Source organism: Leucobacter shiyiweii, assembly GCF_052446065.1.
In the GTDB taxonomy this organism is placed as follows: Bacteria; Actinomycetota; Actinomycetes; order Actinomycetales; family Microbacteriaceae; genus Leucobacter.
In genome coordinates, this window is sequence record NZ_CM127080.1 from 2,170,737 (window position 1) to 2,193,059 (window position 22,323).

The 22,323-nt window shown below is 60.6% G+C and carries 18 protein-coding genes and 2 pseudogenes; 6 read left to right on the forward strand and 14 right to left on the reverse strand.

Translation table 11 applies throughout. From position 1 onward, the window contains the following. Window positions 1-60: 60 nt before the first annotated feature. Genes ACTNFJ_RS10120 through ACTNFJ_RS10145 form a run of 6 tightly spaced genes read right to left on the reverse strand, consistent with a single transcriptional unit; the run spans window position 61 to window position 6,870 of the window. Window positions 61-1,584 (reverse strand): aminotransferase class I/II-fold pyridoxal phosphate-dependent enzyme, encoded by a 1,524-nt coding sequence (locus ACTNFJ_RS10120; RefSeq protein WP_435906185.1) that lies wholly within the window; start codon window positions 1,582-1,584, stop codon window positions 61-63. A gap of 7 nt (window positions 1,585-1,591) precedes the next feature. Beyond that, complete coding sequence (locus tag ACTNFJ_RS10125) at window positions 1,592-2,959, reverse strand: NAD(P)/FAD-dependent oxidoreductase (protein ID WP_435906186.1); 1,368 nt, start codon at window positions 2,957-2,959, stop codon at window positions 1,592-1,594. Further along, on the reverse strand, window positions 2,931-4,046 hold the full coding sequence (locus tag ACTNFJ_RS10130; protein WP_435906187.1) for an ABC transporter ATP-binding protein: 1,116 nt from the start codon (window positions 4,044-4,046) through the stop codon (window positions 2,931-2,933). Before ACTNFJ_RS10130 ends, ACTNFJ_RS10125 begins: the two co-directional genes overlap by 29 nt. Before the next feature lie 48 nt (window positions 4,047-4,094). Further along, window positions 4,095-4,886 carry an ABC transporter permease gene (locus tag ACTNFJ_RS10135; protein ID WP_435906188.1) on the reverse strand — a complete coding sequence of 264 codons (792 nt, stop codon included), beginning with the start codon at window positions 4,884-4,886 and terminating at the stop codon, window positions 4,095-4,097. Next, complete coding sequence (locus ACTNFJ_RS10140; RefSeq protein ID WP_435906189.1) at window positions 4,883-5,746, reverse strand: ABC transporter permease; 864 nt, start codon at window positions 5,744-5,746, stop codon at window positions 4,883-4,885. Before ACTNFJ_RS10140 ends, ACTNFJ_RS10135 begins: the two co-directional genes overlap by 4 nt. A gap of 23 nt (window positions 5,747-5,769) precedes the next feature. Further along, window positions 5,770-6,870 (reverse strand): extracellular solute-binding protein, encoded by a 1,101-nt coding sequence (locus tag ACTNFJ_RS10145; protein ID WP_435906190.1) that lies wholly within the window; start codon window positions 6,868-6,870, stop codon window positions 5,770-5,772. Window positions 6,871-7,100: 230 nt separating this feature from the next. Here ACTNFJ_RS10145 and ACTNFJ_RS10150 point away from each other — a divergent pair, with 230 nt between their 5' ends. From ACTNFJ_RS10150 to ACTNFJ_RS10175, 6 genes and pseudogenes are all read left to right on the forward strand, one after another. Continuing rightward, window positions 7,101-7,799, forward strand: a complete 699-nt coding sequence (locus ACTNFJ_RS10150; protein ID WP_435906191.1) for a helix-turn-helix domain-containing protein — start codon at window positions 7,101-7,103, stop codon at window positions 7,797-7,799. A gap of 42 nt (window positions 7,800-7,841) precedes the next feature. Then, complete coding sequence (locus ACTNFJ_RS10155) at window positions 7,842-9,209, forward strand: NAD-dependent succinate-semialdehyde dehydrogenase (protein ID WP_435906192.1); 1,368 nt, start codon at window positions 7,842-7,844, stop codon at window positions 9,207-9,209. A gap of 161 nt (window positions 9,210-9,370) precedes the next feature. Next, window positions 9,371-9,658 (forward strand): annotated as a pseudogene (locus ACTNFJ_RS10160) (transposase); the annotation flags it as partial. 50 nt (window positions 9,659-9,708) lie between these two features. Further along, window positions 9,709-11,106: an IS30 family transposase gene (locus ACTNFJ_RS10165; RefSeq protein ID WP_435906193.1), complete on the forward strand. Its 1,398-nt coding sequence runs from the start codon at window positions 9,709-9,711 to the stop codon at window positions 11,104-11,106. A 7-nt stretch (window positions 11,107-11,113) separates the two neighbouring features. Beyond that, window positions 11,114-11,404: pseudogene (locus ACTNFJ_RS10170) on the forward strand (integrase core domain-containing protein); the annotation flags it as partial. 37 nt (window positions 11,405-11,441) lie between these two features. Beyond that, entirely contained in the window at window positions 11,442-11,681 is a 240-nt protein-coding gene (locus ACTNFJ_RS10175; protein WP_435906194.1) for a hypothetical protein, read from the forward strand. Window positions 11,682-11,911: 230 nt separating this feature from the next. Here the strand turns inward: ACTNFJ_RS10175 and ACTNFJ_RS10180 are convergent, their stop codons facing one another. The 8 genes from ACTNFJ_RS10180 to ACTNFJ_RS10215 all read right to left on the reverse strand — a co-directional run bounded on the left by ACTNFJ_RS10180 (window position 11,912) and on the right by ACTNFJ_RS10215 (window position 22,276). Beyond that, window positions 11,912-12,715 carry a putative hydro-lyase gene (locus tag ACTNFJ_RS10180; protein ID WP_435906195.1) on the reverse strand — a complete coding sequence of 268 codons (804 nt, stop codon included), beginning with the start codon at window positions 12,713-12,715 and terminating at the stop codon, window positions 11,912-11,914. Window positions 12,716-12,762: 47 nt separating this feature from the next. Beyond that, entirely contained in the window at window positions 12,763-14,511 is a 1,749-nt protein-coding gene (locus ACTNFJ_RS10185; RefSeq protein WP_435906196.1) for an ATP-binding protein, read from the reverse strand. Continuing rightward, window positions 14,508-16,178: a 5-oxoprolinase subunit B/C family protein gene (locus tag ACTNFJ_RS10190; RefSeq protein ID WP_435906197.1), complete on the reverse strand. Its 1,671-nt coding sequence runs from the start codon at window positions 16,176-16,178 to the stop codon at window positions 14,508-14,510. Before ACTNFJ_RS10190 ends, ACTNFJ_RS10185 begins: the two co-directional genes overlap by 4 nt. Beyond that, window positions 16,175-16,942 (reverse strand): LamB/YcsF family protein, encoded by a 768-nt coding sequence (locus ACTNFJ_RS10195; RefSeq protein ID WP_435906198.1) that lies wholly within the window; start codon window positions 16,940-16,942, stop codon window positions 16,175-16,177. The genes ACTNFJ_RS10190 and ACTNFJ_RS10195 overlap by 4 nt, the downstream gene beginning before the upstream one ends. 59 nt (window positions 16,943-17,001) lie before the next feature. Further along, window positions 17,002-18,009, reverse strand: coding sequence for an ABC transporter permease (locus tag ACTNFJ_RS10200; RefSeq protein ID WP_435906199.1), 1,008 nt, complete (start codon window positions 18,007-18,009; stop codon window positions 17,002-17,004). Window positions 18,010-18,012: 3 nt separating this feature from the next. Further along, window positions 18,013-19,515: a sugar ABC transporter ATP-binding protein gene (locus ACTNFJ_RS10205; protein WP_435906200.1), complete on the reverse strand. Its 1,503-nt coding sequence runs from the start codon at window positions 19,513-19,515 to the stop codon at window positions 18,013-18,015. A 3-nt stretch (window positions 19,516-19,518) separates the two neighbouring features. Further along, a complete protein-coding gene (locus ACTNFJ_RS10210) occupies window positions 19,519-20,631 on the reverse strand; it encodes a sugar ABC transporter substrate-binding protein (protein ID WP_435906201.1) in 1,113 nt (370 codons plus the stop codon). 241 nt (window positions 20,632-20,872) lie between these two features. Next, a complete protein-coding gene (locus ACTNFJ_RS10215; RefSeq protein WP_435906202.1) occupies window positions 20,873-22,276 on the reverse strand; it encodes an NAD-dependent succinate-semialdehyde dehydrogenase in 1,404 nt (467 codons plus the stop codon). Window positions 22,277-22,323: the final 47 nt, after the last annotated feature.

Below are 22,323 nucleotides of genomic sequence, written 5' to 3' on the forward strand. Positions count from 1 at the left end.
CTGTCACCGACGAATGCAGCAGACTCGTCTATCAATCGGCGGTTCGGACCTCCGATTGAGCTACCGTTTATCGGCGCAGACCCTGAGGCGCGTGACGCCTGGATCCTCGGCTCCCCGCACATACCCGCCGGGAGTGCGCGCAACCTCGCGCAGATAGGCGATGGCTTCGTCGGTAACAATCTCGCCGGGCACCAGATTAGGGATCCCCGGAGGGTAGGCGGCGAGCATTGAGGCCGACACTCGACCCACAGCCTCACCCGCGGGCACCGTCTCATGTTGCGAGAGATAGGCTTGCCTCGGTGTCAGCAACGCCTCGCCGTGCGTAGGCAGACCTGGCAATGGCTCAGCACCAAGGTTAACTCCCCCAGCATCGGCCTCACTGGCAGTCGCCTCGACGCGCTCTATCGCGTCGATCAGCGCGACCGGTTCAGGACTCGAGAAAGCTCCAATCAGGGCGACGATGGTCGTCGGGGTTGCAATCTCCAAGAAGGTTGCATTCGATCCCTCGCTTAGCTCGTGTTTCAGACGCATGCCGCTCATCCCCGTGTGACGCACATCGATAGATACGTGGAGGGGGTCAATCCCGGCGGCGTCTCGCCCTTCGGCGAAGTCGTCCTCGGCGAGGCGCAATAACGGATGCTCCCGAATGAGGCGCCTGAGCTCGGCAGCGGCGTTGAGCGCCTCTCCAATTCGATCCCTTCCAGTGGCCAGCTCGCTTCGTGCAATGTCGAGCGAGGCCAGGAGCAACGAGTTCAGACTGGTCGACTCTGTGAGCAGGTAAGCGGAGTTGAGCGCAGACTCGAGGGCTTCGGTCACGCCGTCCGCGCTGCCGCGCGTTCCTTCCGACAGATGAAGCATCGCCGTCTGCGTCAAGCTTCCGCCGAGCTTGTGGATGCTGCTGAGGACGATGTCGGCGCCGAGGCGCGTGGGGCACTCGGGGACGCCTGGGTGGAAACCGAAATGGGCCCCCCACGATCCGTCGACGACGAGCACCGCTCCGTGAGCTCGGCAGACTTTGGAGATGGCAGGCAGGTCGGCAACCACACCGAAGTAACTCGGGCTTACCACGATCACGCCCGCGATGGGTCGGCCCTGATCCATAGCTTCGACGAGAGCGTGCTCGACCTCGTCGGCCGTGACCCCCTGTGCAGTGTGATGCGTGGCGTCTATCAGGGGCATCGCGTAGACAGGCTCAAGGCCTGACATGACCAGCCCGTCGTAAACGCTTGAGTGCGAGCTACGCTGCACGAGCACCCTGTCGCCAAGGGTGGCGAGCGCCATCAGCGCCATCCGGTTGCCCTGTGAGGCACCGTTTGTGAGGAACCAGGTGGTGCGCGCGCTCCAGGCTTCCGCCGCGAGCCGCCTCGACTCGCCGTAAGCGTGATTCTCGCCGATGTCGATGCCGGAGATCAGCTGCGGGATGTCGAGGGAGAGTGCTCGATCGCCCAGGAACCGCGCGAGCTTCGATCCGCCACCGTACTGGTTCGCGGCGTGGCCGGGGATCATGAAACGGTGGCGGATTCGATCCCGGTGCCGCGCTAGCGCATCTGCATAGGGTGTGCGGCTCTGATCCTGCAGGGTCATTTCCGCCTCACTTGGAGATCGCGTCCCGCGCGACGTAATAGAGGCCGGCGACCGGGACGAACCAGGGCCAACCGAGATGCCCGGGGATCGGCGGGTTCGGGAGATCCTGCCACGGGTTGTCGGTGTTGCCCGTGATGTTGCCGGCGAGCACCTTACCCATGTAGGTCGCCATCTGGACGCCGTGACCGCTATACCCTTCCGAAAACCACCAGCCGTCGTGGGTGCCTGAGTGAACCATGCGGTCCATGCTGATGTCGACGAGGCCGCCCCAGCCGTACTCGACCCGCGCGCCTCCGAGCTGTGGGAAGAGCCCGATCATCTGCTGCTGCAGGATCTCGGCACTCTTGCGATCGTAGGCGATGTCTTTGCTCATGAAGCGCGCCCGGCCGCCGAAAGCGAGACGGTCGTCTTCGGTGAGGCGGAAGTAGTTGAGCAACTCCTTGCTGTCCGAGCAGACGCGGCGGTTGGGCAGCAGGGCGTTTGCGACATCCGCTCCGAGTTGCTCGGTGACGATCACGAAGCTACCGACAGGAGCGATTCTTCGCTGCAGCCACCCGAACGGCCGTCGGGAGTGGGCGCCAGTCGCGACGACCAGCTGATCCGCGACGATCGTGCCGCGATCGGTGCGCACCGCATGGCCCGCTCCCTGCTGCTCGATGCCTTCAACCCTTACGCCTTCGAGGATGACGCCACCGCGCCTCTCGATACCCCGCGCGAGGGTCTGCAGGAATTTAACGGGGTGCAAGCTCGCGCCCGCTGGATCGATCATGCCGCCGAAGTACGCCGACGATCCGATCTCCTCTGCGATGCCCTCCCGATCCAGGAAGCGGGCTTCGTAGGGGGTAAGCGCCCCGATCAACTCCGCCTCTCGTTGGTAATGATCCAGGTGACCGCGGCGCGCGGCGAGGTTCATCAGGCCTGCGCGGCGGAACTCGGTATCGGCACCCTCGGCCTCCGAGATTATCTCAAGGAGATCGATCGCATCATTGTAGAACTGTCGCAGCTGGGCAGCGCGTTGCTCGCCGAACCTCTTCACCGCGGCCTGCAATGAGATCGAGAGTCCCGTCGTCGCCATGCCGCCGTTGCGCCCTGACGCACCCCAGCCGACGTGGTGTGCTTCCAGCACCACTGGACGCACGCCCGCAAGCGCGAGGTGGTAGGCGGTCGAGAGTCCGGTAAGTCCGGCGCCGACCACCAACGCCTCCACAGCGCCGGGCAATGATAGCTCCGTTCGCTCGGAATCGGCCTGCGCGAAGGAATGAGAGGCCGTGTCGAGCCAGTATGAGATCTGCTTCATGTTCGCTTTCGTCGGTGAGAAGGCGTTGAGTTCGGGAACCCACAGTGAGTCAGGTGCGGAACTGATCGTGGCGGTCATCGTAGGACAGAACCACTGCGTTATCCGGGGCCCAGACGGCCAGAGCCTCTTCTCCCGGCTGGAGTGTTCGGGTGGCCCCGTCAACCTTCGCCATGCCGATCGACCCGTCAGGTAGGCGGAACTCGTAGCGCCAGGCCTCGCCGAGATAGGTCGCGGTCAGAAGCGATACCGGCAGTGCGCAGTTCGCATCCGGAGTCGGGGCGTCCGCTGGAATCAGCTTGATGTTCTCGGGGCGGATGAGCACTGCGCCCTCCTCGCCGGTGAGCGAGCCCCTGCCTGCCACACGACGTCCGTAGGCGAGTGCCTCTGTCAGGCCGCCGGCTACCGGCTGCGCGTCGCTCGCTCGGACCAACGTGGAGTCTCCCACGAAGGTGCCGACGAACAGGGTGCTCGGGCTCTCGTATAGCTCCTGAGGAGTGCCGAGCTGCTCGATCCGCCCGTCGTTGAATACTGCGATGCGGTCGGAGAGCGACAGCGCCTCCTCCTGGTCGTGTGTCACGTAGAGGAATGTGGATCTCACCTCGCGGTGGATCCGCTTAATCTCGCCCTGCAGCCAGTCGCGCAGCTTCTTGTCAAGCGCACCGAGTGGCTCGTCCATCAGTAACACTGCTGGGTTGTAGACAAGAGCTCGGGCTAGGGCGACGCGCTGCTGTTGCCCGCCGCTCAGCTCCTGTGGATACCGTTCTGCGTACTCGCGCATGTATACCATGTCGAGGGCATCATCGATTTGGCTCGCGATGCGGGCCTTCGGCACCTGCCTTCGCTCCAGGGGGAAGGCAATGTTACCTCGGACAGTGCGATGCGGGAACAGCGCGTAGTTCTGGAACACCATGCCGATGTCGCGCTTGTGTGGCGGTATAGCCGAGACCGAACGATCGTGGATCTCGATGTCGCCGCTCGTCACGTCTGTGAATCCGGCGATCATGCTCAACGTGGTCGTCTTGCCGGAGCCGCTAGGACCCAAGAAGGTGACGAACTCTCCGCGCTCAATGTCTATGCTGATGTCGTCGACGACCGTCTTGGCCCCGTACCGCTTGGTCAAGTTTGCTATGCGGACACCCGGTTCGGCGTTCGTTTCTGAATTCACTATTTTTCCTTCATTCTGCATGGTTCGACCCACCCACGGCACTGCCGTTCATCGGCGGTTCACCGGCCGGCGCCCGCGTCGGCCCGCGAATTGAGCAAGCATCATGATGGTGATGGAGGCGAGCATCACCATCACCGAGACCGCGGCCACAGTCGGATCGGTGTCCTTGGTCACCGAGCGAAAGATCTTCACCGGCAGTGTCTGCAAGTAGGGGGTCTGTATGAACAGGGAGAGGATTACCTCGTCAAAAGAGGTGACGAATGCTAAGAGCGCTCCGCTGATAACGCCCGGCGCAATCAGTGGCAGCGTCACGTATCTGAAAGTCTCCCAACGGTTTGCGCCGAGCGTCGCCGCCGCGTCAGCCATCCGTTCGTCGACTCCTCGTAGGCTCGCGAGCACGTTGGTCATCACTAGAGGCAGCGAGACAACCGTGTGGGCGAGCACGAATCCAAACAAGGTGCCAAGCAGGCCAGTAGAGAGGAAGATCGCGTAGAGCCCGATGGCGATTACGATGCCGGGCACGAGGAGAGGCAGCATGAAGAACTGTTCTGCCGTCGCAGCGAGCTTCGGCCGGAGTTTCAGGATCGCAAGGGATGCGGCGACGCCAGCCGATCCCGCAACCACGGCAGTGAGCAGCGCAACCCGGATGGAAGCCCAGAAGGCTTTCAACCAGCCGGTATCGGTGAAGAAGTTCTCGTACCATTGCAACGACCAGCCCTGCGGCGGGAAGTTAAATGACGCACGATCAGTGAACGAGATCGGCACGATCACAAGGGTCGGTGCAACGAGCCACACCACAACGATCACCGCGAACGCACCGAGGAAGATCCGGAGTTTCATGAGTTCCTCCTTCGTCCACGGTTGTTAATCCTTGAGGAGACGAATGCAAGGAAAGCCAGGAAAAGCATGGCGATCAGAAGCAGTGCGATACCCATCGCTGATCCTCTGCCCCAATCCAGGAATGCCGAGAACTGCTGGTAGATAAGTGCCGATAGCATGGTGGTCTGCGGCGAGCCAAGCAGGGCAGGCACGATGTAAAATCCGAGGCCGAGAATGAATACGGTAGTGGCTCCCGCGACGACACCGGGCAGTGACAGCGGCAGGTAGACCTTGAAGAAAGCAGCGACCGGCGAGGCTCCGAGGCTCCGAGCCGCCGGGACGAGCCTACGATCGATGTTCAGCATCGATGAGTAGAGCGGTAAGACCATGAACGGCAGCAACACTTGGAGCATGCCGAGACCCACTCCGAACGTGGTGCGGATGAGCGACTGCCTACCGATGCCAACGAACTCGAGCACGTCGTTGATGGGTCCGGAGTCCTGCAGCAGAACCATCCATGCGAGTGTGCGGACGAGGATGCTGGTCCACAGAGGCATGAGTACTGCGATCATGAGCAGCTTCTGGACAGTTCCGCCTACCACCGTCATGAAGTAGGCGTAAGGGTAGGCGATCAGGATGCACCCGAGGGTAACAATAGTCGAGACCAGAAAGGTACGGATCAGCACCGTCAGGAACGACTCGCTCGAGAGAAGCCATTCATAGTTCTGCAGTCCGATCACTGGGTCGCTGGCACTCCTCCACGCGACGACGATAATCGGCACAATGAAGAACAACGTCACAATGAGCAACGCCGGGAGCAACAACAACGGGGTGGCCCGGCGCATCGCCGAGCCACCTGCTGCTGACTGTCGCTTCGTCATGCGAACTTCCAGTCATTCACTGTTCAGGAGCCCGAGGCCCAGGCGATCCAGGCCTCCTCAAGCGCGGAGTAGTTCTCGGTCCAGAACTGCATGTCGATCGTTTTTCCCGTGTCAAGATGGTTGTTGATGAACCACTGCTCAGCGGTCTCCGACAGCTCCGGCTTGGAGTTCACGTTCACCGGCGCGAACGAAGTGAGCTCACTCGCCTTAGTCTGCTGCTGCTCGCCGAGGAAGAAGTTCAGCGCAGCGAAGGAAGCCTCCGGATCCTGAACGCCCTTTGGCACAGTGAGAGCGTCCACCCCGAGGATCCACTCGCCCCACATCGGCGCCACGGGTGCGCCGGCGTCGGTAGCACCGAAGCCGCGCGAGCTCCAAACGAGACTCATGACAACCTCGCCCGACTCGAGTTGCTGCTGCGACTCTGCACCGGTTGTCCAGGTAATGAGGTCGGAGCCGAGTGACTTGTACTTATCAATTGCGTAGGCAATGTCGTCGACCGAGCGGGCGTCGCCACCCTTACCGTCACCAAGGAGAGCGAATTCAAGCACCTGCGGCTCGACATAGGTGCTCAGACCTATGGCTCGTTTGCCGGGGAACTTCTCTGTGTCGAAGAAGTCCGAAGCAGTGTTGGGCGGGTTGTCCCCGAAAACTTCGGTGTTGTAAGCCACGATAAACCCGTAGCTAATGGTCGGCACCATGCAGTCATTCGTGATCGTGCCCTCGGGCACGCTCGAGATGTCGATCATCGAGTAGTCAAGCTCCTCGTACAACTCGCCGCAGTACTGGCCTGCGTCGAGAACTGTGGTATTCGCAATGTCCCACGTGACATTGCCCGACTCGACCATAGCCTTGAGTTTGGCCGCTTCGAACGAGTCTTGGATGACCTCGGCGCCCGACTCCTCAGCGAACGGGTCCCAAATCGCCTCGGTGCGGCCTTCCTGAGAGACGCCTCCCGAGTCGGCGACAGCGAGCGTCACCCCGTCGAGAATGCCAGGCACGACCTCACCTGCGACCGGCGTACCGAAATCTCTATCGGACGCAGCTTCTTGTCCGCCGCCTCCTGAACATCCAACAAGCGTCAACGCCAGACCGGCGACTGTTACCCCCACTGCCATTTTCTTCATCGCAACTCCCTTGTTCGATTAAAACCTCGCTTCGGAGGCTTGGCGACACTATTACTATACACTTTGTGCAGTCAATCACGAGATCGTTACCTCACTGTTAGATTGGCTGAAATCACGTGGCTGATTGGAATCTGAGATTTATGACCACCAAACAACAACCGTTGACATCGAGGGAAAACATCACCTGTTCTACTGAATCATCGTGATATCGTTCTATATAGAAATACAACATGTTTAAGTATATTGCACGCCGACAGAGCCTTCGAGACAACACGGCACTGAAACCGCGAGCCGTCGGCGCAGCAGTCGATGACCATTTTTTCGGGAGCATGACAATGGAAGCCAAAGACGACCTCGGTCGCCGCGTCAGCGAACGCCGCAAGCTACACAGTATGAGCCTGCGGGCGCTCGCGGCCCAGTCAGGATTAAGCCCCAGCTTCCTGAGCCAGCTGGAACGTGGTCGCACCGACGCGAGCATCTCTTCGCTACATAAAATTGCGAGCGCTCTTTCTACTTCCGTGTCCGAGCTGCTCGATCCGAACCCGAAGAACACCCGCGGCGTGCAGCGGGCCGAGGGCCAGCCGTCCACTCAGATCTCCGACGGCTCCTCAAAGTTCTTCATCTCCCCGCCGCTGATGAAGAACGTCGAGATCTACATCGGCCGTTTCGCGGTAGGCGGCGCGAGTGGCGAGAAGCCCCACGCGCATGACGCATCCCAGGAGTTCCTGATCGTGCTCAGCGGCAGGGTTCTGCTCGAGCTCGGCGACGAGTCGTACACCCTAGACAAACACGACAGCATCGAGTACCCGAGCTCAGTACCACACCGCGTGCAGAACATCGGCAGCGCCGACGCCGAAGTGATGTGGGTGCAGAGCCCGCCCTCGCCGAGCTTCCCACCCGTCCAGAGTGCTCCTACGCCCTCTGCTTGACCTTACTCACTCCACAACAGACGCAGAAACGAGCGAGAACCTATGAAGTATCAGGTTACCAATCCTTCCACCGGCGAAGTCGTCGAGACGTTCGAAACCGCGAGCGATGCGGAGGTGGAGTCGGCCATCTCGAGAGCCGATACCCGCTACCGAGAGTTCGGGGATTGGCAGAGACGCGCAGAACGGGCAGAGCTCGTTGGCCGGGTCGCGGACCTGCATTTGGAGCGGGTCGACGAGCTGGCGCAGATCATATCTGAGGAAATGGGCAAGCCGATCGGGCAGGCGCGCGGCGAGGTCGAGTTTAGCGCCCTCATCTACCGCTACTACGCCGACAACGGGGTCGGGTTCCTCGCCGACGAGGAGCTCCCCAACCCGGACGGCGGTCGCGCGTTCGTCCGCAGGCACGGTCTCGGAGTCATCCTTGGGATCATGCCCTGGAACTTCCCCTACTACCAGGTCGCGCGCTTCGCGGGTCCGAACCTCATCGCGGGCAATACCATCCTACTCAAGCACGCGGAACAGTGTCCGCGGTCGGCGTCGGCAATCGCACGCATCTTCGCCGACGCCGGCTTCCCCGAGGGTGCCTACACCGACATCCGGGCGACGCACGAGCAGATCGCCGTCGTCATCGCCGATCCCCGGGTTCAGGGAGTCTCCCTCACCGGCTCCGAGCGTGCCGGTGCCGCAGTGGCCGAGCTCGCGGGGCGCCACCTGAAGAAGGTCGTGCTGGAGCTCGGCGGATCAGATGCTTTCCTGGTTCTCGACACCAACGACATAGACTCGGCTGTCGAAATGGCGGTAAGCGGTCGGCTCGAGAATAGCGGCCAGGCCTGCAACGGCTCGAAGAGGATCGTCGTGCTCGACGAGTACTACGACGAGTTCTCCGAGAAGTTCATCGCGACGATGGGCAATCTCACCATGGGAAGCGCCGAACGCATGGGGATCGATCTCGGTCCGCTCTCGTCCGCCCAGGCTGCGGCAACGCTCACCGCCCAGGTCTCGAAGGCAATCGACGCCGGCGCTGAACTGCATGTGGGCGCCGTGAGCGCGGACGGCTGCTTCTTCCCCCCGACCGTGCTGAGCGGCGTAACCCCGGAGATGGACCTCTACAGAGAGGAGCTCTTCGGGCCGGTCGCCGTACTCTACCGGGTCTCGTCTGATGAGGAGGCGATCGAGCTCGCGAACAGCTCGGCCTACGGCCTGGGCTCCGTGGTCGTCTGCCAGGATCCCGAACGCGCGGAGCGCATCGGCGACCGTCTCGAGGTCGGCATGGTCTTCATCAATGGCGTCGGACTCGATGGGCCGAATTTGCCATTCGGCGGAATTAAGCGCAGCGGATTCGGACGGGAACTCGGGCGCTACGGAGTCGAGGAGTTCCTCAACAAGAAGCTCTACGTCCACGGGTGCTAGCGGACACGCGTTCGCGGGATGCAGTCGGAGAAGGAACCCTAGGTAACGACGAGCGCCTCTCCGACTGAACCGGAATGCTAGCTCCGGTTTGGGTCTGCTGTCGGTTTGGTTGAGTCCAAGTCTGCATAGCTTTCCGGGGCTGTGCTGGAAGGATGATGATCATGCCGATCAAGTACAGCGAGGAATTCAAGCGTGACGCTGTCGCGCTCGTGGACTCCGGTATCTCCCAGAAAACCGTGTGTAAAGACCTCGGGATCTCGAAGTCCGCGCTCGGCGCGTGGATCCAAGATTCCAGGTTCAAAACCTATGGAATGACCCCGTCGAAGGACCCTGATGAGCAGCGCGAGATGCGGGCCGCGTTGAAGCGGATCCGCGAGCTCGAGATGGAGAACGAAGTGCTTAGGCGTGCGGCAGCATATTTGTCACAGGTACACATCACGCCCCCAAAATAGGGCGGATTCAATTGGTCGTCGCAACACCTTGAACGCGGAGGTGTGGAATGGCGCGAAGACAGCAGGACGCGGATCGAGCGGTCCGGCAGAAGCTCAGATCCCCGGGGCACCCGAAGTATCAACGACCGGTCGAGGCTGGGTTCTGGTTGCTCATCGCGCAAGGGCTCCTCGCGGAGGAAGCTGCCGAGCAGATCGGGGTTGCGCCTGCGGTGACGACGCGGTGGTTCCGGAATGCTGGGGGAATGCCGCCATTCAACCTGAACCATCAGCCCTCGGGTCGCTACCTATCGTTTACGGAGCGTGAAGAGATCGCGTTGCTGCGTGTGCAGGGCAAAGGGGTGCGCGAGATCGCGCGGGCGATTGGGCGTGATCCCGGCACGATCTCTCGTGAGTTGCGAAGGAATACTGCGACACGGAGTACGAATCGGGGGTATCGTGCATCAGTCGCGCAATGGAAAGCCGACATGGCTGCGAAGCGTCCGAAGGTCGCGAAGCTGGTGGCGAACCCGAGGCTGCGGGAGTATGTGCAGGACCGGTTAAGCGGGGAGATCACGCATCCCGATGGGGTGACGGTCGCTGGACCGGTGTCTCCGCGGTTCACTGGACGCAACAAACCGCACCGCAAGGACCGGGCATGGGTATGGGCATGGAGTCCTGAGCAGATTGCGAATCGGATCAGGGTCGAGTTCCCCGATGATGAGAGTATGCGCATCAGTCACGAAGCGATCTACCAGGCCCTCTACATCGAGGGAAGGGGTGCGTTGAAGCGAGAACTGGTGTGGTGTTTACGAACAGGGCGAGCGCTTCGGGCGCCGCGGGAGCGGTCGCGTCGGAAGACTTGGGCGCATGTCACCCTGGAAACACTGATCAGCGAGCGGCCAGCTGAGGCCGCGGATCGTGCGGTGCCGGGGCATTGGGAGGGTGACTTGCTCATCGGTTTGGAGCGTTCTGCGATTGGCACTGTGGTTGAACGGACGACGAGATACACCAAACTGGTGCATCTGCCGCGCGAGGAAGGGTACCGGCATAAGGAGACGCCGAAGAATGGGCCAGCGTTGGCTGGGTATGGTGCAATCACGATGAAGAACGCGCTCGCGAACACGATGTCGACGTTCCCGGAAGAGCTCGTGAGGTCGTTGACGTGGGATCGTGGGAAAGAGATGTCGGCGCATGCGCAGTTCCGGGTCGAAACCGGGATCCCGGTGTTCTTCGCCGACCCGCAATCGCCATGGCAGCGGGGCACGAACGAGAACACGAACGGGCTGCTCCGGCAGTATTTCCCAAAGGGCACTGACCTCTCACGATGGGGTGCTGATGATCTTGAGGCGGTTGCTCATGCGTTGAACTCGAGGCCTCGGAAATCTCTTGGGTGGAAGACTCCGGCGGAGGCATTCAATGAGCAGCTACTCTTGGTTCAACAAGCCGGTGTTGCATCGACCGGTTGAATCTGGTCAATTTCGAAGCCGGAAGTTCCAGAAGGCGCTGAAGCGATACAAGCTCAAAGGGTCGATGGGAAGAGTGGGGGCGTGCGGAGATAACGCTGCGATGGAGAGCTTTTTCTCGCTGCTGCAGAAGAACGTGCTCGACCGGGGCTCGTGGCGGACCCGGCAGGAGCTGCGCCTCGCGATCGTGTCATGGATCGAGGGGAAGTATCACCGCAAACGTCGGCAGCGCCGGCTCGGGAAGCTGACACCGGTCGAGTTCGAGGCCATAATGATGGATGCCGTCACTCTGGCGGCATAAACCCCGGACTCAACCAAAGCCTCAGCAGACCCAGTTCGTGAACGCCTACAACCATCACCACCGGCATACCGGGATCGGCATGCATACGCCCGCCAACGTGAACTACGGGCTTGCAGACGCGGTCGATCGCGACCGAGATGCCGCGCTCGACCAGGCGCGCCGTGCACACCCGGAACGATTCGGAACACGCGCGAACGCCCGCCCCAAGATCCTCGACCGAGAACCGGTCTCGTGGATCAACCAGCCATCAGCCGACGAGATCCAACTCGCCGCCTAACACCCACCGGCCTCATCCGCCTTGACAAATTCCGAAGAGAGACCGTTACACCACTCCACGGGACTTGACCGCCGCATCCTCGAGCTACGGATACCCAGGGGTGGCGTCTGATTGAGAATGCGATGAGACGGGCGGCGGATTGAAAAGGCAAAGATGATAGGAAACCACTTGGCTGCTATCGCCCTCTGTGCCCGCAACTTCGAACAGATGTTCGTTATCGACAAAAGTAGCTACGCAAAATATGCGCTGTCCGGAATGTTCGTGATAAACATGTACCCCGGCGAGTGAGTCAAGGCGAAGGGAGGTTTTGAGGCCACGATCGCGGCCTGCGGGGTCACACCGCACGCCCAGAACACCGGCACTTCGCCTTCCTCAAGGTGAGGCGCATCTCCGAAATCAGGTTGAAAGAGGTCACGAATACCGAGACCCTCAGGGTCGCCGATCTGCACCGGAGCACCATGCACCGCGGGGTAGCGCCCGGAGATCTGCACTGCGTCAGCGACCCGATCCGCGGGAATCGGCCGCATGGAAACGACTAAGTCACCCTTCAGGCGCCCGGCAGGCTCGCAGGCGCGATTGGTGCGGTACATTGGCACGTTGCGGCCAAGGGTTTGATGGCGAATCTCGATGCCGGCATCTACGAGCCCCGCTTCGAATGTGAAACTGCAGCCGATCAGAAACGAGACCAGGTCTGGGTGCTCTTCCCAAGCAGATGAGGCGTCAGCGATTTCTTCCGTGAGCATGCCATCCCTCCACACCCGGTAAGCAGGGATGTCGGTACGAAGATCGGAACCCGGAGCAAGCTTTGACTCAGTGCCTCCGGCCTCAAGCACCTCAAGCACCGGGCAGGGCTTCGGGTTCCGCTGTGCGTACAGCAGCACGTCGTAAGCCCAATCAGCTGGCACCGAGATCAGGTTCGCCTGCACAAGGCCGTGCGCGATTCCACTCGTCGGCGCAACTTGGCCGGCCCGGTATAAGGCCCGAGCAGCCCTGGCTTCTGCGAGCTGCTCAGCAGTCGCTGTGATCTTCGACATGGGGTCTCCTTCTACGTTTTTCGTCTCTGATGGTTCGAGCGGTATCTCTACGCGCCCACCGAGCCAATCACATCGTTTGCGCCAACGACGCTGCTTACTGCAGCGTTCTGGACAAGACGGCCAGCACGGGGCGCTTTGACGGGAACTTCCATCTTCATCGCCTCGAGAACTGCCACGGTCTCTCCCACGCGCACTTCATCTCCGTCATCAATCTTCCACGAGCTCAACGTTCCGGCGAATGGGGCAATAAGCGCTCCTGGATCCGCTGGCCCTGTCGCTTGCACGTCCTCCATATCGACGGCGGCGGCAACTGACCCCGCAGCCAAGCGTGACAGGAGAGATTCGGGAAGCCCGAGTTCGACGAGACGCCCATCAATCTCAATCGGCATGCGGGCAAGCCGGGATTCTCCGGGCGCCGGGACTGCGGTGGCGGGTTCAAACGTCGCTGTGCACTCTTCCTCGATCCAACGAGTATGAATTGCAAAACTTCCGTTAGCTGCCGTAAACGCAGGATTGCTAACGACGTGGCGGTAGAAGGGAAGCACCGTGGCAATGCCCTCGATCTGGAACTCCTCAAGAGCACGCCTCGACCTTGCAAGCGCCTGCTCCCGGTCAGCACCCCAGACGATGAGTTTTGCGAGCATTGAATCAAAGCTTCCGGGCACCGCGTAGCCAGCGTAGACGCCCGCGTCCAAGCGCACTCCCTGCCCGCCGGGTGCGTCGAAGCGCTGAATCATGCCGGGGGTCGGCAAGAATCCGAGGCCCGGATCCTCCGCGTTGATTCGGAACTCGATCGCGTGCCCGAACGTCGGAATGGCGTCTGGCACGGACATGGGCTCGCCCGCGGCAATGCGGAACTGCTCCTGCACGAGGTCGACGCCTGTCACCTGCTCCGTGACAGGATGCTCGACCTGGAGCCTGGTGTTCACTTCGAGAAAGGATAGGGTGCCGTCTTCTCCGAGCAGGAACTCCACCGTGCCTGCTCCGACGTACCCTGCCGCGGCGCACACATCAGCCGCGGACTGGTGAATGCGGGCGCGAAGCTCGTCATTCAGGAACGGTGCGGGTGCTTCTTCGACCAGCTTCTGGTTGCGTCGTTGCAGCGAGCAGTCGCGGGTCCCAATCACGGCAACACGACCGTGTTTGTCACCGAGCACCTGAGCTTCAATATGTCGCGGTCGATCGAGGAACCGCTCGACCAGGCAATCTCCCCGCCCGAACGCCGTGACAGCTTCGCGAACCGCCGACTCGTAGGCGTCTCGAATCTCTGCATGGTCACGGACCACACGCATGCCGCGCCCGCCCCCGCCGAAGACCGCTTTGATCGCTATCGGAAGCCCAAACTTATTGGCAAAGTCGAGCACCTCTTCGACGTCTTTCACCGCGCCTTTGGTACCCGGCACGAGCGGCGCACCAACTTCGGAAGCAAGGATCCTGGCCCTCGCTTTGTCGCCAAGCATCTCAATCGTTTCAGGGTTCGGGCCGATCCATGTCAAACCCGCGGCGATGACGGCGCTGGCAAAGTCGGCACGTTCCGATAGAAACCCATAGCCGGGGTGAACCGAATCTGCACCCGCACGATCCGCGGCAGCGAGGAGTTTCTCGATGCTCAAATAGCTATCAGCGGGCGTTCGCCCATGAAGGGCGTATGCCTCGTCGGCGAGACGCACGTGCAGCGCGTCCGCGTCATCATCGGCGTAAACCGCGACGCTCGCGATCTCTGCTTCCTTGGCTGCACGAATAATACGCACCGCTATCTCGCCCCGGTTGGCGATGAGGATCTTCTTGAGACTCACGACAGTTCTCCTTCGTGACTAGAACAAACAGAATTCTCGTCAGAAGCGAGAACATACGGGATGAAACGGACGAAGGCGCCCGGCGGAAGCTGTGCAGCCATGTCGAGGTCTTCCTCGCACACCACACCAATTACGGGATACCCACCCGTCAGCGGGCGGTCGACTAGAAACAAGACCGGCTGACCGTCGGACGGCACTTGGATGGCGCCATTCGCCAAGCCTTCGCTTGGGAGTTCACGCCCTGCATACTCCTCGGCTCGAGCTATCGGCTCCCCCGAAAGCCTGACGCCCACGCGATCGCTACGCGGGGACACTTCCCAACGACTCTGCCAGAAGTGATGAAGGCCCTCTTCGCTGAACCATGAATCGCGCGGGCCAGGAACCACTCTCAGCGCAGTAACCGTGCCACCTGAAGGCAGATTGTTTACGTTTTCATCGACCGGCAAACCGACGACCCCGGAAGGCTCTTCCCCTACGAGAAGGACGTCGCCCGCAGCAAGGGGGTTGGGACCCATGCCCGCCAGGGTATCTCGGGAGGCACTGCCGAGCACCCGAGGCGCCTGAATGCCGCCCCTCAAGGCAAGTACTGTTCGGAGGCCGCGCTCTGGCAATGCGAGCGTAATGGTCTCTCCTGCGTCGACTCGGAAGGCACGCCCATAAGGAATCTGGCGGGTGCCGAGAGGGCCGGTCACAGAACCTCTACGGGGTGCGCCGCAAACTGCCATCACGCCAGTGCGGAGTGCCTGAGCGGAGAAAGTTCCGAGGCCCAGTTCGACCCCCGGAGCATTCGCATCATTGCCGACGGCTCTGTTGGCGTTCTTGAGCGCGGATCTGTCTGCTGCGCCAGAAGCCGAAACCCCAAGATCAGCAAGATTCGGGCGACCGAGGTCTTCAATCAACGGCTGAAGACCTGGCTCAACGACCCGCAGCATTTCAAAGCCCTTGGGCGGGGTGGGCTGAGGTGCGGCATCGGCCCGATCAGCACTCCGCACCAAGATGGATTGCTTGTCGACCGTGAATCTGACGCGACCACCCGGCCGAAGTAAAGCCGGCGGAGTTCGGCCAAGATCCCACATAGGGATTCTGGTGCGACCGATGACCTGCCAACCGCCCGGGCTCTCGCGAGGATAGATGCCGGTGAAGTTGTCTGCCAGGCTCACTGATCCGGCTTCAATGCGAAGCCTGGGAGTGGTGCGCCTGGGCACCACGAGTGACTCGTCACCGCCCGCGAGATACGCGAAGCCCGGTGCGAACCCGGTAAATGCCACGGTGTACTCCGCTTGGGTATGCCGCCTAATGACCTCATCGATGCTCAGCCCAGTGAGCTCGGCCACCTCGGCCAGGTCCGGTCCGCTGTAGTCCACCGGAATGACTTCCTTTGGAACTTCTTCATATTGGCGATTATTCGAGCCATGCGAATCCAGTATCGTCCGGAGCTTCGGGCCGAGAAGTTCGGGTCGACATGCATCCCCGCCTCTGATGAGCACAGTCTCAGCCGCCGACACGAACTCATCCGCCTGAATATCACCCGCAGCCTTCGCGTCGACCAAAGCCTCGAGAACGTGCAGAGCACTCTCAAGGTCACCGCAATCCAGCAAGACCGACCTAGTCCCTGCACGGCGAATCCGGAGTTGTGTCACCGCCATGGTAGGTCGTGGCACGCTCATCGACCACCCACGAAGGAACGGATCTCAACGCCCGCGCCAGAAAGGCGTGCACTAAGGGCGCGTGCCATGTCGATTGCGCCGTTGCTATCGCCATGAACGCAGATCGATTCGGCGTTCAGGGGCAAGGAACTGCCATCCCGTGCTTCAATTGTGCCTTCGCGCACGAGACGCAGCATCCGTTCACCCACCTCTTCGGGGTCGTGGAGCACCGCACCAGACTCAGTCCGAGGGGTGAGGGAACCGTCTGCTTCATATGCTCGGTCCGCAAACGCCTCAGCAACGGTACGCAGACCCAGCTCTCGAGCTTGATTGATGAGGCTCGACCCCGCCAAGCACACCAACGCAAGGCTTGGATCAACGGCCTGTATCGCTTCAATGACGGCCGCGGCCTGTCGCTCATCGTGGGCAATGGTGTTGTACAGCGCGCCGTGCGGTTTTACATAGTCGACGGTGGTGCCAGCAGCCTTGGCGAGCGCCTGCAAAGCCCCAATTTGGTAAATGACGTCAGCGGTGAGGTCAGCCGACGCGATATTCATCTGTCGACGCCCAAAGCCGACGAGATCCGGGTAGGCGACGTGGGCACCGACTTTGACCCCGTTTGCCGCCGCTGCCTGAAGAGTGGAGGAGATGGAACGCGGATCACCTGCGTGGAACCCACACGCGACGTTGGCGCTCGTCACAATTTCGATCATGGCTTCGTCTTCGCCCATGCGCCATGCACCGTAGTGCTCACCAAGATCGCAATTCAGATCGATCCGCATCATCTCACCTTTCAATTCATTATTGCTTGGGGCAATGCGACGCTCGCCGTCGCCCTGCTCGTTTACGGAGGCGTGATCGAACGCCCGCCGCCCTTAGTCAGCATCTTCGACAGGGCTATAGCGATGATGAGCGCCACACCGTGGAAGACAGACTCGAACCAGGAAGGAACTCCGAGAAGGCTCAGCCCCGAGATTCCGGTACCGATCAGGTACACCGCGGTGACCACACCGAGCGGGTTGTATTGCCCCGGTTTGTAGGCCGCGAGGCTTAGGAACGCTGCGGCGAAGGCTGGGAGGAAGAAGGACTGGAATGTGGTCGGAGATGCCGACCCGACACGGGCAGTAAGCAGTAGACCGGCAAGACCAGCGATCAATGAAGCACTGATCATGACCCAGGCGCGTACCTTTCCGGTCTTAATGCCGGCAAGTCGCGATGCCTCTTCGTTTGAGCCGACCGCATAGAGCTTACGGCCGACCGGTCGCTTCTCGAGCAAGAACCAAAGCACCACAACGAGCACGAAGAGCACATACACGGGCAGACCAATGCCCAAGATCTTGTGTGTACCAATGACTGTGATCGCTTCAGGTACGGACTCGTAGATGACCGCGCCACCGGAGTACAAAAGAATCGCACCCATGAGCGCGGAGTTCGTACCGAGCGTTACGATGAATGAGGGCAGCTTGAATCGAACGATAAGCAGCGCGTGCAAACCTCCGATAGCGAGGGAGAAAGCCAGAATGGCGACGAACACCAGCCAGGTTGGTGCGCCCTGTTTTGCCGACAGGCCGGCTGCGAGCATCGCGGAAAAGCCCATTACAGACGCCACCGATAGGTCGAACTCATTCACCACCAGCGGAAGCATGACCGATAGCGCAAGAACTGCCAGCACGGTGTTCTCAAGCAGGATCGTCGAAGCGTTTCCGCCAGTTGCGAACGACTTGGGCAGCAGGACGCTAAATAGAACTACCAACACCAGAAGCAGGAGCAGCATTGCATAGCGTTCGAAGAATCTCCTCACCGCTGCGCCGGAAGGCTCGCTCGTAGCTTTTGCGGTCTGTGCTTGAGACATGGTTTAGCTCTCCTTGTGCATTCTTGATACTGCTTCGTCGACTTCGACCGGGGCAGTGAATTCGCCCACGACCTTGCCCTGGCCTAGCACCAGGACGCGGTCGCATGAGGTGATGATTTCCTCCGGCTCGCCGGAGATGAGGATCACCCCGAGTCCTTCTTTGGCTCGCTCACGAAGCACACCGAGAATCTGCGCTTTCGCGTGGACATCTACGCCTTGAGTTGGCTCAACGGCAAGAATCGCTTCCGCTTGAGTCGTGAGCCATCGTGCAAAGAGCACCTTCTGCTGGTTGCCGCCGCTCAGCGATTCGATCGTCAGCTCGGGCTGGTTCGGGTAGACGGTCATCTCTTCGAATGCGAGATGCATGTCCGAGAATTCGCGTTTCTTATCGATTCGCCCGCCTGTGACGTACGTCTCGATGCTGGTGATCGACGCATTCTCACGAGCAGTCATGCCCTTCAGCGTGCCGTAGACCGATCTGTTCGCCGGCACATAGCCGACCCGATTCATCTCGCTCGGAACAAGCACGCGGTCGTTGAGTACGACCTCGCCCGTTTTGGGCTTCGCCCTTGCGGTGAGGATGTCCCCGAGATCTTCGATGCCGCTTCCAAGAAGCCCGATGATACCGAGCACCTCTCCCCGGTAAAGATGAAGATCGAGGTCTCGCACCGTGTCCGCGTTGAGGTTCGTGGCAGAGAGAAGGATCTCTTGATCCGCCTCGTGATGATCTGCGACCTCCGCGACATCTTGTACTGCTTCGGACTCGTATGCCTCGAGTTCCTTACCTGCCATCGCGGCGGCGATACCGTTCACGCTGGTATCGGCGATGGCTGCACTGTAGACCAGATGGCCGTTACGCAGCACAGAGATCTCATCTGCGATGCTCATCACCTCGGCGAGGCGATGAGTGACGAACAATATTCCGATGCCTTGCGCAGCAACATCTCGCATCACCGCAAGCAGCTGTTGAGTCTCTGCTGCGGGAAGGGTAGACGTAGGTTCGTCCAGCACCAGTAGCGAGATGTCCCCGTCCCCCTGCGACAGCGCTCTCGCAATCGCGACGATCGTCTGCTCAGACTTTGTGATCTGGGAGAGCTCAGTGTCGACGAGGTGATCGATCGAAAAGAGTTGCAGCCATTTCTTTGCCTGCTCCCGCTCAGTGCGCCAATCAATCACACAGACTTTCATGGCCATCTTGCGTCCGAGTGCGAAGTTCTCGACAACTGTCATGTCCTGGATCAGGGCAAGGTCTTGGTGCACGAAGGCAATACGCCCCGGCTTGCCATTGATATCTCCGACCAGCACTTCGCCCGCATCTGCTTGATGGTAGCCCGAGAGAATCTTCACGATCGTGGACTTCCCCGAACCGTTCATGCCAAGAAGGGCGTGAACGGTTCGGGGGGCGACCGTGAGGCTGACCTCGTCAAGAGCGGTGTTCGCGTCAAACCGCTTGACGAGCCCGTCAATCTTTACCGCGTACTCTGACGCGTCACCGCTCGTTGTCATGATTTACGAACCATTCCAGATTCGAGTGAACTCGGCCTTGTAGTCGACGTCACCTTCCCACTGCGAGCCAGCAGGAATCTCGTCAATGTTCTCGGCAGCGATGAGTCGAGTCGGCAGGTTGTGCTCCACGGGCTTTTCACCGCTCAACACGCGATTGACGTTGTCGAACGCAGCCCACATTCCCCACTTCATCGGCACGGCCGAAGTGACGGTCGCCCTGCCGTCGCGAATGAAGTCGATGAAGGCGGGAATACCGTTGAAGCCGGCGATCTTGGCCTGCTCCGCAAGTCCTGCTGACTCCAGTGACGGCACCGTGCTCAGCATCGCCGCGTCGTAACCGCCGATTACTGCGTTGATCTCTGGGGTCTGACGAAGCGCCTGGGTCACGAGGGTGGGAAGGCGCCCTGCCGCATCATTTGCGGTGAACTGGTCCGTGCGAGCTACGGAGCAGGTAGCGCATGCTTCGATGGTGTCGATGGCTGCGTCGGTCCAGCTCATTACAACCTTGAACTCCGGGTTCTGAAGAACCTGGGCCTTCAGGTTTCCTTCGCTCTTCCAGATCAGGTAGTTCGCCATGTTTTCGCCCTGCTCAGCGAGAGGCTCGTCGACCTCGAATGTCACGCCGGTTTCAGAGGCCTCGTTTGCGCCATCGAAGCTGCCGATAACGATTCCGGCCTCTCGCGCTTCTTTCAAGCTCTGCGAAACCGCAGAGTCGGTGATCGAGCTCAGAATGATCGCGTCGTACTTCTGGTCGATTGCTTGGGCGATCGTTCGGGTGTAGATCTGGGGATCGAACTGGCCGTCCACAACCGTCACTTCCCAGCCCAGTGCCTCTGCGGCCTCGGGGGCAGCATCTGCCGGGCCCTTGCAACCGTCAGCGGCGAAACCGCAGACGAGCACCATCACCTTGACGCCCTCTTTGGCTACTGGGCCCTCGGTCGGGCCCTCGTAGGCCTCAACCGGCTTGAGGGCCGCTTCTGCGGCAGCCTGGTAGCCGGAAAGGTCGACGCTTCCGGTTGTCTCGGATTCGGTGCTCCCAGCGTCAGTGCTGGTGCAGCCGGTGAGAAGAAGAAGTGACGCGCCCAGCGCCACTCCGACTCGAGCAAATTTCTTCATTTTGAACCTCTTTCAATGGAGCTGACTCGCGAAGCCCGTGGAGGGGAACCCCCGGGTTTGCTCCCGCTGCTCGTCTTCAGAGGGGTGCATCTTCGCAAGCTCAGCATAATTGATTATTGCTCAACAATCAACATGGTTTGTTCATCAGCGATGGCGATTCTGTTACGATTCTGTGCCATTTTGCGCAGTCATGATGCAGAAAAAGGAGGGGTCAACCCCGACCCCTCCTTTAGCCATGGGTTTACTCGGCGATTACCACGAGCCGCTTGTTCGCGAATTCGTCCATTCCGTCGGGGCCCAATTCACGCCCAAAACCTGATCGGCCGATACCACCGAAGGGCAGCTGTGCCCCATAGGCCGCCGCAACGTTCACGTGAGTCATGCCGGTGTTGAGCTGCAGGGCGACCCGCGAGGCGCGTTCTTTGTCTGACGAGAACACCGCGCCGCCCAGGCCGAACTCGCTATCGTTCGCGAGCTGCACCGCCTCTGCCTCGTCTGCAACTTGGTAGACGACGGCAACAGGCCCAAATAGCTCTTCCTCATAGGCTCGCATGCCCGGCCGCACCCCGCTCAACACGGCAGGTGCGAAGTACGCTGGTCTGCCTTCAAGCACGTACCCGCCTGCGTGAAGGGTCGCCCCTTTACTGACGGCATCCTCGACTTGCTCGGCAAGATCCTTAGCTCCTCTGGCGGTGGCCATTGGATTGTAAGTACCGATGTCCTCTGAAAGCGGATCCCCCGGTTTGAGGTCGCCAGCGATACTCGCGAGCTCAGAAACAAACTCATCGTAGATGTCGGAGTGAACGATGATTCGCTTGTTGGAGTTACAGGACTGCCCCATGTTCGAGACACGAGTAGCCCAAGCATCGGCGGCAGCTTTTCGCACGTCGAGTGCGTCAAGCACGATGTAAGCATCAGACCCGCCGAGTTCCATCACGGTCTTCTTGATCTTTCTCGCAGCAACGACACCGACGGCTGCGCCGGCACGCTCTGAACCGGTCAAAGACACCCCCTTTACGCGCGGATCCTCAATCACTGCTTCGATCTGTGCATGATTCGCCAGCAGCGTTGTGTAGGTTCCGCTGGGAAAGCCAGCGTCTTCAAAGAGCTTCTGCAAGGCCAAAGCCGATCTGGGGCATGCTTCCGCGGGCTTGATCAAGAGGGTGTTGCCAAGCACCAGGTTTGGTATCGCGAAGCGAAGCAGCTGGTAGTACGGGAAGTTCCAGGGCATGATGCCGAGCAGGGGGCCGATCGGGAGTTTCTCAACTCGCGCCTCGACACTGCCGTCCACGAGAACAGGTGAGGGGGCCGCGAGGGCAGGCCCTTCTGTGCCGTAGTAATCGAAGATTCCCTCGCACAACGCTACCTCGCCGCGGGCCTCGGAAAGACCTTTGCCCATTTCTTCGGTAATGATGGCAGAGAGTTCCTCTGCGTGTTCTCGAAAGAGCGCACCAGCTTTCAGCACCACTTGCGCACGCTCTTCGATGGGCAGCTTGCGCCAGTCCTCGAAACCCTGCTGGGCCTCGGCTAACGCGTGCTCGATTTCGGTGTCGGTGGGGTGAGGGTAGGTTTCGATGATCTCGCCGGTAGCCGGATTCGCTACTCGGTAGCCGAGAGCAGATCGATTTACTGGGTTAGTTGACATTCTTTGGGTGCTTCCGTTCCAAATCGTTTAAGTCGGGAGGGCACGTG